The sequence below is a fragment of the Ornithinibacillus sp. 4-3 genome (genome assembly GCF_040958695.1).
GTDB lineage: Bacteria > Bacillota > Bacilli > Bacillales > Amphibacillaceae > CALAMD01.
Map to the genome: position 1 here is coordinate 3,438,835 of NZ_CP162599.1, position 11,424 is coordinate 3,450,258.

Sequence of the window (11,424 nt, forward strand, 5' to 3'; positions counted from 1 at the left end):
AGAAATATTGCTTGTCATATGCAAACTGCATTGACATCATTTCTTCATTAAAATTTTATATTTTCCTATAGTGTGAAAAATTATTCTATTTCAATTATAAAGCATTGATTAAAAATGGGCAAAAAAATATTCGTTCTCCGAAATAACTAAATATCAAGTTTTTTTACAAGACTTTCCACCAAAAACAAGGCGACAAATAGATGCATTAGCAATGATTACTTCTAATCATCATTTACACATACTATCTTGTCGCCTTGTTTTATATCTATTTCATACTAATTTTCTCAATAACTAGCTGGGTACCATTATCTTTATATTCATATATGACTTCTTCGCCAACAACTAGCTGCTCTACATTATCTCGAGCTTCCATTGTCAATTGAAAAGCAGTTGGTCCTTCCGCTGTTTCAATTTCAATCGTATGGGGATCCTGCTGACCATTATAAATACCTGTTTCCGTAATCAGCTCACCTTCCTGTTCTTCCGTATGTTTAATTGATTCAATAATTAACTGCTCCCCTTCTTGCTTATACGTATAGGTTACTTCCTGACCTTCCTCTAATTGGTCAGCCTGATCGCGTGCTTCCATAGTAAGTTGATAAGCGACTGGACCTGTTTCAGTTTCAATTTCTACTGTGTGAGAATCAGCTCTGCCATTATAAATTCCACTAGCAGTCATCTTCTCGTCCTCTTTCTCATTTGATTCGTTGTCTGTTGTTTCCTCTTCTGGTTCTTCTGTTTCTGTAATCCCTTTTCCAGTAATTTCCTCGATGATAAGCTGAGCTCCATCTTGATAATAGGTGTAGCTTACCTCTTCACCAACCTCCAATTTTTCAACCGTTTCCCGGAGGTTCATTACGATTTGATACGCCACAGTTCCATCTTCCGTTTCGATTTCAATCGTATGCGGATCTTGCTGGCCATTATAAATGCCTGAATTTGTTATTCTTTCCATCTCTTCCTCATCATTCACTTCTTCCTCTGTAGATTGATTCTCTTCCACAGGCTCTTTACCACAAGCAATAAGGAGAAAGACCGGGAGTAACAATACTAACAGAATAAATGTTCGCTTCATTATTAGTCACCTCTTTTGTTTTTTGGAACCATTTTACTGACAATTGTATATTCTAATTTAGCCGATCTACAGTAATAAATTTATTCGTTTGTCTAATTAGACGGAAAGCCATTTACTTCGTTACATATTATTACAAGTTATTTAAGAAACTATTTCATATATCGACACAAATAGAGAATCTTTTTAAAAATGAAGAAATTCTCCTTTCTATTTCTACTATTCTAGTCAATTATCCTGAAAAATAGATTTGTTTTAGTTCTTTTATTAAAATTGCATTACAAAACTATTACAAATATGTTATGCTTTATTAAGATTCCTATCGAAATATGACGAACGATCTGTATACAAAATATGGAAATTTGCGTATGATGTACATAATATTTATATAAGGAGATAGTTAGCTCTTATGAAAGTTGAAAACATAATTAAAAGCGCCCTGTTAGTAATTTTATTATCTTTTTTAGTCTATCAATCTTTTATTGCAAGTGCGGAAAGAAAAGTCGATACTACATCAGAAGACCAAGAAGCAAGTCCCGAAGAAAACAAAGAGGAAACAGAACAAGAAGAACAAAATAATCAACATGATAACAATCAAAGCAGTGAAAACAACCAAGATAATAGTGCAAACGAGAATAATAATGAAGAAAATAATAGCAATAATGAAACAAACACCAATGAATCTAGTAATGAAAAAAAATATGTTGCCTTAACGTTTGATGATGGTCCATTGCCTGAAACAACTCCTAGAGTACTAGAGGAGCTTGCAAAATTCAATGCAAAAGCAACATTCTTTATGCTTGGCAGTCAAGTAGAATATTACCCACAGCTAGCTCAACAAGTAGCTGCTGCAGGGCATGAGGTGGCGAACCACTCACAAACACATCCGGATTTAACAAAACTATCTTTGGAAAAATTAGAATATCAAATGGAGACTCCAAGAAATAATATTGAAAAGGCAACAGGGATTCGCCCACATCTAATGCGTCCTCCTTATGGGGCAGTGAACGATCAGGTGATAGCATATGCTGAAAAGAATAATGATTCCGTTATTCAGTGGTCAGTAGATACACTAGATTGGCAGAGTAAAGATCCAAGAGCAATTAATGATGTTATCAAACGCGATGTTATCTCAGGTTCTATTGTACTGATGCATGATATTCATCCAACAACCGTTGACGCACTTCCTGAAGCGCTACAATACTTATCAGATGAAGGTTATGAATTCTTAACAGTATCTGAATTAATGGAAATAACCAATCAATCTGGTGTTGGTCCAATATATGGTAAAGTAAAATAATCTTAGGTCAATGAAGTGGAATCGGTAATATAATTACTGATTCCATTTTTTTCTAGCATCAAATGATTTTATAACTTAATATGAATAAGTATACATATGACTAAAGTCACAATTAATATCTGCTCTGCTAAATAATGATAAATTCATCATGTAAACACTCTTAAATAGCAACTCATAACACTCAATAAATCAACTATTATTACATATTCTAAAAGGAGGGCGAATCTTAGATGACATTTACTAGTATCTTTACAATCTCTATTTTCGTTATCAATATTTTCTTAGCAATAATCATTGTATTCATTGGCCGAAAAAGCTCTTCTTCCACTTGGGCATGGCTATTTGTACTATTATTCTTACCTGTTGTTGGATTCATATTGTATATGCTATTAGGCAGGAATTTACGTAAGAAAAATTTTGTGCGTTGGCGCATGCTACATGAGGAAGAAGCTTTAGATGTTTTTCTTAAACAAAAGAAGAAAATGCAAGAAGATTCCTTTCGTTTTCCAAATAAGATAACTAATAATCATCAACAGCTTGTTCAAATGAATGTTGATTATAATCATGCTATTTTAACTACACATAATCATGTTGATATGATCATAGATGGAAAAGAGAAATTCCGTCAGGTTATTGCCGATATTGAAAAGGCACAAAACCACATTCATATGCAATATTACATTTTTAAAATGGATGAAACAGGTAAAAGTATTTATGATGCACTTGTGAAGAAGGCTAATGAGGGTGTAGAAGTCAAAGTCATTTATGATGATTTAGGATCTAGAAAATTAAAAAAGAAGCATTTTCAAACGTTAATAAATGCTGGTGGAGAGGTAGAGGCATTTTTTTCAACCCGTTTTGCTTTATTTAATCCTCGTATTAATTTCCGTAATCATAGAAAATTAATTATTATTGATGGGAAATTAGGCTATATTGGTGGTTTCAATATTGGAAATGAATATGCTGGCCTAGATAAGCGCTTTGGATATTGGCGCGATACTCATCTAAGAATTACAGGTCATTCTGTTTATAGTATGCAAACACACTTTTTATTCGATTGGCATCAGGCGGGAAATATTCCCTTCAATAGTAATCGACCCGAATATTTCCCTAAATTTGTAGAATCTTCTGCTATACCAATTCAAATTGTATCTAGTGGCCCAGACACAGCTATAGAATCCATTAAGGACAGTTATATTCGGATGATTTTAACTGCGAAAAAATATGTTTATATTGAATCGCCTTATTTTATTCCAGACCAAGCTTTTCTAAATGCTATTCGAATTGCTGCCGCATCTGGAGTCGATGTTCGAGTGATCACTCCAGCCAAGACAGATCATCCTTTTGTATATGGTGGAAATTCTGCATATGGTGGCGATTTATTACAGTATGGCGGAAGATTATATCGCTATGATAAAGGTTTTTTACATGCAAAAATGATGGTAGTGGATGATGAGATTTGTACAATTGGAACAACAAATATCGATGTAAGAAGCTTTAGCTTAAATTTTGAAATCAATGCAATTATCTATGATGGAGATATCGCAAAAAAATGCCGAGAATTATTTGAGCAAGATTTATCAAATAGCTTTGAGGTTACTAGAGAAATGTATGCACAACGCAGTCTTTGGACGAGAATACGCGAATCTGTTTCAAGGTTACTAGCTCCAATCTTATAAAGTTGAACTTCATAATAAATAGTATAAACCAAAAATAAAATCACCCTTGAGTTCGTGACCGTGACTCAAGGGTGGATTACTCTTAATAGCTTAGCTCCCTACAGGAGGCTAAGCTATTATAAGACTGAAGGTGTTAGTGCACCTTCAGTTCTTTTTAATTTAGTCTAATTTTTTTACATTCCAGAAGATTGGTTGTCCATTATCTGTAATATATCCTTCTACTTTATCGTTTGTTCCAGTTACTTGGTTATAGAACCCTAAAAGAACTACAGGAACATATTCTCCCCAAGCATAAGCTTGTAATTCATCCCAAGCTGCTTGTGCCTCTTCAAGGCTAGCTGTTTGGATAACTTCTTTTAGTTCTTCAATTTTATCATCTTCTGTCCAACCAGCGTATTCTTTATCAAGTGGCAGTAATCCAACCGGCTGAGGTTTCACACTGAAACCAGAAATAAATAGCTCCCATTGTGCTGGGTCACTACGTCTATCTAATAAAGTAGCCCAGTCTACTACTTCAAGCTCTACTTCTACATCAATGTTTTTTAACTGCTCTTGAATTACTACTGCAGCATTATAATATTCTTCATAATCTCTCGTTGTTAAAAAGCGAATTGTTTCACCATTATATCCAGCCTTTTCCAGCCATTCTTTTGCTTTTTCTGGATCATTTTGATTATAAAACTCTTGCCCTGCTTCACTATACCAATCAGGATAGTTCTCATGGATATAGCTATGACTTAATGCATATAAATCCTCTTCTGAATAAGCCGCTTGCATGATTTCTCCAATATCCAATGCCGCACTTACTGCTTGGCGCATGTTTACATCTGCAAATACTCCATCTTTTTTATTAAAATATAATGTAAGATTTCCTGCAGGCTCAATGTACTCTTGTAAGTTTTCAGCATTCTGTATTTGCGCTAAATTTTGATTCGCTATCGATGCATCGATATCATATTCTCCTGTTTGTAAACCAGCCATACGAGTTGAGGTATCTGATACAAAGTATAGATAAATATCATCTACAAGCGCTTCTCTCTTACCTGCTAAACCATCAATTGGTTCATCAAATGGTACATAATCTTCATTTTTCGTTAAATGAATATATTGATCTTGTAACCAATTCTCAAACTTGAATGGACCTGTTCCAATAATTTCACTTACTGGATTTTCTCCAGCCTCTTCAACTAATTCCTTTGGCATAATTGCTGCTAGACGTTCTGTAGCAATTAAAGAAGGTACTAATGAAGATGGCTTTGATAATGTTAACTCAACCGTATAATCATCTACTACAGTAAATTCATCATCACCAATAACTACTTTTGCCCCTGTAGCATTGACTCTCCAACGGTTCATGGAGGCAGCTACATCCTCTGCAGTCATCTCTTGTCCATTATGGAATTTAATACCTTGTCTTAAATGGAATGTGTATGTTTTATTATCATCTGTTACATCAATCTTCTCTGCCAAATAAGGAACTGGTTGTCTGTCTTCATTTGTAACTACTAACGTTTCAAAAACAGGTTTTGTAGATGTTGATGTTACTGTCTCTGTTGTTACGTGCGGATCAATAATCGAAGGCTGTGCCGGTAATGCTACCTTCAATTCTCCTCCAGCACTGTTTTCATCATTTTCATTCGTTTCGTTGTCTGTAGAATCTGAATCTGTGTCATTGTCCTGCTCCGTTGACGAGTTTGAGCTACACCCTACAACAACAAGCATCAAAATAGCGAACAAAGCAAATAGAAAGCGTTTACTAAACTTCATTTCCTCTCTCCTCCTGAATTTAAAATGCGATTTCTAATTTTCTATTCAAAATCGACTCACTATCAACCATTTTAGAGACTAAAAAGGTCTCCGTCAAACTTTTTCACTTTATCAGAGAAAAGAAATTTTGCTTTCTGATTATGTGAGAATTATATTAAAATTTAAGCACAAGTGCCTTTTTACCACATCACAAAACCTTTGCTAGGTGCCGGCTACTGATCACCTCCGACCATGACCCTGTCTACGCCTTACAGCTTGCCAATCGCCAACTCTTCTTTATGGTAGGGCGTAACGTGAAATCTCTTAATTTCGGGCGCAGGGAGCTAGACATCGTTAGCTCAAAATAAAAAGCCAGGTATCTTAAAACGATACCTGACTCCATTATATTGTTTATTCTGTGAACTTCGCATTCCATAATACCAAACCAGTGAATGCAGTGATTCCTTCTAATTTATTTGAAAGACCAAAGAGTGAGTTTACTCCACCTAGATTAACTACAGGAACAACTTCTGTTACTGCATATTCTTGTAATTCATCCCAAATTTGCTGACCTTCTTCTATGGAAGCAGATGTTTCAAGTGCTTTCATCATTTCAGCAACTTTCTCATCCTCTAAACCTCCACCAAAAGTTGGACTTAAATATAATAATTGTGGTGGTGTACTTACTGTAGAAGAACCAATTACAAGTGCATCCCATTCATCTAGTTTACTTTGCATCTTATCATTAAATGTTGGCCAATCTACTACATCAACTACTGCATTTATACCGACATTCTTTAATTGTTCTTGAATTACAATTCCTGCTGTATAATAGTTTGCATAATCACGTGTTAACATGATTTTAAATTCTTCTCCATTATAACCTGCTTCTTCCAAATATTCTTTTGCTTTTTCTGGATCTTTTAAGTTAAAGTTTTCATCACAGCCAGCTGAGCTTGCCCAATTTTTAATATTAATATCCATATAACCACAATCTACCCAGAATAAATCATCATTTGGATGCGCCGCATACATAATTTCATCTACATCCAGTGCTGTATTAACGGCCTGTCTAAAGCTCTGATTTGAGGCAATATCTCCACTCTTATTAAAGTGTAAGAATGCATTCGAAGATGGTGTTAAAAACGCTTCAATGTTTGGATCATTCTGCACTTGATCATATACATCATATGGTAATCCATATGCTAAATCATACTCTCCTGTTTGTAATCCCGCTAAACGTGTAGAGCTATCTGGTACAACATAGTAGAAAATTTCATCAAAGTGAGCAATTCTTTTACCACTTAGACCGCTCGGCTCTTCTTCTACAGGTTGGTAGTCCTCATAACGAGTAAAATGAATATATTGATCTTGTCTCCATTCTGTAAATACATATGGTCCTGTACCAATGTATTCATCAGTAATAAATTCATCTCCTGCACCATCAATAATCTCTTTAGGCATAATTGCTGCACCCATTTTAGCTGATGCCATTGTATCTAAAGTTAAAGAAGACGGCTCTTGAAGCTCTAAAACAACTGTGTAATCATCTGTCGCTGTCCAAGTTGCATCAATGAAAATTGTACCTGTGATTGTTGATTTTTCTAACCAACGCTCCATCGAAGCTACAACATCCTCAGATGTCATTTCTTTTCCATTATGGAATTTAACACCTTCTCTTAATTTAAAGGTATATGTTTTACCATCTTCACTAATGTCAATATTCTCTGCTAACATTGGAACTGCCTTGTATTCCTCATCTGTTGTAACAAGCGTTTCAAAAACCAATCTTGCCCCATCTCTTGCAGATGTTGCTGGAGTAGTCGGCCAATCTAAGTTAGGTGGCTGAGCATCTAGAGCAATTCTTAATGTTCCACCAGCAAATTCACCATCAGATGTGGCTTCCTCCTCCTCACCATCATCAGTATCTGTTGAATCATCTGTTTCCGTATCATTATTGCTACCTTCATTACTTGTTGTATCATCATTGCTACTACAAGCAACAAGAGCAAATACTAACATAAGAATAAAAAATAATAGTCCTAATCTCTTTTGCTTCATTTTCTTTCCTACCTCAATTCTATATTTTTTTAAAGCGGAGCCAAAAGATGGATAATTATAAAGATAAAGTGCTAGAATATCCCCTTTTCCTATTCCTTCACTTATTTGTTAACTCTTTATAACCAACAAACCTTCTATGAATTTGAAAATTCCGACAATTCATATGCAAGAAAGCCTAACTATATATATTGTCTTAATCCATTTGACACCTTTTGAATCTGTCAATTGATTATATTAGCCAATGTGTGAATTGTCAATAAAATTTTCAAGGTAATTTTCTGAAACCGACAAAATTCAAAAAATTACCTTAAATAATTAAAAAATGTATTGGCACAGCTTTATCGTTCTTAGCTGTGCCAATACATTAAATTACAATTTTACTCTTCTTCGCTTTTTCCATAAATTTATCACTAGAACGATTAAAGAATTGCTTCAACAAAAGACCTAGTAACAAAAATATAATCATGTAAATAACTAAGTAAAGGATATGCAGCCAAACAACTCCCCATACTACTCCACCAACAGCTTCTCTGAGCAATGTGATTGCATGTGTAAAGGGTAAAAATCCGTGGATTTTTTGGAAAAAGGCTGGTGCCATTTGGATTGGGAATGTTCCTCCAGATCCACCTAATTGCATCACCATCAAGATAATTGCAATAACCTTCCCAGTATTACCAAATACAGAAACCAATGTGTAGATGATTGTCACAAAGGCTAGGCTAATAAATATTCCTAACAAGATAAATATGATAGGATTAGCGACATATGTTTTCATAATCAATAAATCACCAATTGTCACAATAAATGCCTGGACAAAGGCTATACCACCAAATGTAAATAATCTACCTAAATATGCTTCATGACTACGGAATCTTTGTTTATTCTCAATATCTGCTTTTAAGGAGGAAACTAAAATCAATCCCCCTACCCATAATGCAAGTGTAGTGTAAAATGGATTCATTGCAGATCCATAATTAGGAATAGCATATAAGCGATGTTCATCTAGAACAATGGGATCTGCCAGAAATTCACTTACTTCTGTTGGATCTGTTTTTAATATCTTGATTAATTCATCAAGATCGCCTTTTTCTTCTAGCTCTCTAATTTTATCAGCTAATTGTCTAATGACTTCGCTCGCTTCAGGGAAATGCTCATTTACTAGAGCTAGTTTTTCTTGTCCATCATGTGTCATTTCTTTCCCTTTTTCTAAAGCTTCTCGTACAACAGGGATTTTCTCACTTATGTCATTAAACACAGTTGCTGTTTGTTCAAGGATATTTTTTGCTTGACCTGCTACATCTTTAAACTTTGTACGTAAATCTTGATCAACAAAGTCAATAATTTCATTCAATCCTTGTTCCATCTCCACTGCTTTTTCATTTATTTGAGTAAGCGCATCACCACTTCGATTTTTAGCCGTTTCTATACCTGTAATTACCTCGTCAATCTTTTGATTCGTCTGATCTAATTTCTCCTGGATTTCCGTCATTCTTTTTGCTTCATCTTGAATGACATCTGATTGGATAGCTTCTTGTAATTGATCCATAACAGTTTGGATATCCTGTAATACAGTTATATTTGTTTCTAAGCGCTCAATGATTGTTTTCCATTGTTCCACTGCTTGTTCAGGATTTGCTGCTTGGTTTGCAAAGTTATCAATCGCCTCCTGTACTTGAGTATCTAATTCCTTCTGCGCATTATTAATAGTATCTTGTATCATCTGAAGCTCTTGGGCGGTTTGGTCACTTATTTCTTGATTATTTTCTGCTTGGGTAATCGTATTTTGTATTGCATCACTCGTTTGTTTCATTGCTCCATTTATATCTTGTTGGAGCTTATTTGCTTGATCTTGTAATTCTTTTGCAGCTGTTTGCCCTGGTGATTCTTCTCCTTGGATATTCTCTAACATTTGTTCTAAATCTGTTTTTAATTTATTTAAATCATCTATATTCTGTTGAACAGAATCTTGTATTTCTTTTATTTTAGATGACTCTTTTAAGTTCTGATCCTGCTCTAAAAGGAAATCTTGTATTTCACCGAGACGTATAGAAACATTATCAATACCTTGCTTGCGTTCTTCTAATGTTAGTACAAGCTGGTCAAAGGTTTCTCCTTTATCAGCAATTTCTTGCGTTATCTCAGGTACTTGCTTAAAGAGTTCTTGTGCTCCTTGTAAATAACCAATAATTACATCTAATGTTTCATCAATCTTTTCTTCCTGTGTATTTAGTTTCGTAAGCAATTCCTGATTTACTTCTATTGCTCTTTGATCTATTTCATCTACTTTCTCAAGTGTATCAGTAACTTTTGTAATAGATTCATCTACAAATCCTAATGATTCATCTGCCTTCTTCAACTGTGAAAATATATTTGGTAGCTCATCCTCTAATAGAAAGACTGTCTCTCTAACCTTTTCGATATTCACATAATTCGCTTCTAGTTCTAAGCCAAATTCATTGAATACTTCCAAAACGGATTTATTTACTTCCTCCACAAAATGATTATGGATATTTTCTACAATAGCAGTTGCACCAGAATTAGTTACCTTTGGTGAAATTGCATTTATTTTTTCATTAATGTAATAGTCTAGATTTGGTTTCTCTATTGTATCTGTTGTTACACTAAGTAATTTCTCCGTGAAATTCTCTGGAATAATAATCGCAGCGTAGTAATCTCCATGTTCTACGCCTTTCATTGCCTCTTCTTTTGACACAAACCTCCATCCGAGATTATCATTTTTCTTCAAAGAATTAATTACTTCATCCCCGACATCCATAAATTCCCCTTGTACTTCCGCACCTTTATCCTCACTAACAATTGCTACAGTTACTCCCTCTGTATTTGCATAAGGATCCCATGAGGCAGCAATATTCAGCCATGCATACAAGGATGGCAAAAAGCAAACTGCAGCAATAACAATAATTGCAGCAGGATTTTTAATAATATTTAATATATCGGTTTTTAAAATTTTAAAAGCATTCTTCAATGGTATGACCCCTTCATTTTTTTCAAGAAACTTACTATCCTTTAGTGTAAATCAAAAAGGGTAAAACCACTAGTACAAAGCCTTTCTTTAATTATTTCGAAAATATTTACAAAGGTTTCAATTATAATTTTTTAGTAAAAAACAAAAAACATTCAATCGATAACATGTAATCGAATTGAATGTTTTTAGCGGAATGAAATTTCATTTTATGCTTACTCTAAGCAAAAGTCTTGAATTTCTTTTCTAACTTCTTCCGTAATTTCGTATTCTTTTGCCAAGAATGTCTCGATATCTTCATAATTAGTAAGGATATTTTGTAAAGCCATGTTTAAATAACGTTCTTGTAATAAAAACTGTACCTTAAATGCTTCAAGATATTCCGCAGATACCTTATCTGCTATTTTATCGAAAATATCATTATGGTATTTTTCCAATGTAACATTAGAGTATAGATAATCTTCCAGAACCACTTCCCATTCCACACCAAGCGTTAATAAAAACGGTTTAACACCGGCGTAAATAAAATATTAATTCTTTAAAACTGGAGAAACAGCTTTAGATCAAGGTTTTTAATGGAGAT

At 34.3% G+C, this 11,424-nt stretch carries 7 protein-coding genes; 2 read left to right on the plus strand and 5 right to left on the minus strand.

Going from position 1 to position 11,424, the window contains the following annotated elements; genetic code table 11:
• Nucleotides 1-265: 265 nt before the first annotated feature.
• A complete protein-coding gene (locus AB4Y30_RS16525; protein WP_368653278.1) occupies nt 266-1,075 on the minus strand; it encodes a hypothetical protein in 810 nt (269 codons plus the stop codon).
• 406 nt (nt 1,076-1,481) lie between these two features.
• On the opposite strand from AB4Y30_RS16525, the gene AB4Y30_RS16530 reads away from it, so the two are divergent.
• Nucleotides 1,482-2,372, plus strand: coding sequence for a polysaccharide deacetylase family protein (locus tag AB4Y30_RS16530; protein WP_368653279.1), 891 nt, complete (start codon nt 1,482-1,484; stop codon nt 2,370-2,372).
• 230 nt (nt 2,373-2,602) lie between these two features.
• Nucleotides 2,603-4,051: a cardiolipin synthase gene (cls, locus tag AB4Y30_RS16535; RefSeq protein ID WP_368653280.1), complete on the plus strand. Its 1,449-nt coding sequence runs from the start codon at nt 2,603-2,605 to the stop codon at nt 4,049-4,051.
• Nucleotides 4,052-4,210: 159 nt separating this feature from the next.
• Here the strand turns inward: cls and AB4Y30_RS16540 are convergent, their stop codons facing one another.
• The 4 genes from AB4Y30_RS16540 to AB4Y30_RS16555 form a co-directional block, all read right to left on the minus strand.
• Nucleotides 4,211-5,818, minus strand: a complete 1,608-nt coding sequence (locus AB4Y30_RS16540; protein WP_368653281.1) for an ABC transporter substrate-binding protein — start codon at nt 5,816-5,818, stop codon at nt 4,211-4,213.
• A gap of 390 nt (nt 5,819-6,208) precedes the next feature.
• Nucleotides 6,209-7,858: an ABC transporter substrate-binding protein gene (locus AB4Y30_RS16545; RefSeq protein WP_368653282.1), complete on the minus strand. Its 1,650-nt coding sequence runs from the start codon at nt 7,856-7,858 to the stop codon at nt 6,209-6,211.
• Nucleotides 7,859-8,222: 364 nt separating this feature from the next.
• Nucleotides 8,223-10,844 (minus strand): YhgE/Pip family protein, encoded by a 2,622-nt coding sequence (locus AB4Y30_RS16550; protein WP_368653283.1) that lies wholly within the window; start codon nt 10,842-10,844, stop codon nt 8,223-8,225.
• Nucleotides 10,845-11,056: 212 nt separating this feature from the next.
• A complete protein-coding gene (locus tag AB4Y30_RS16555) occupies nt 11,057-11,365 on the minus strand; it encodes a tyrosine-protein phosphatase (protein ID WP_368655247.1) in 309 nt (102 codons plus the stop codon).
• Between the last annotated feature and the right edge of the window lie 59 nt (nt 11,366-11,424).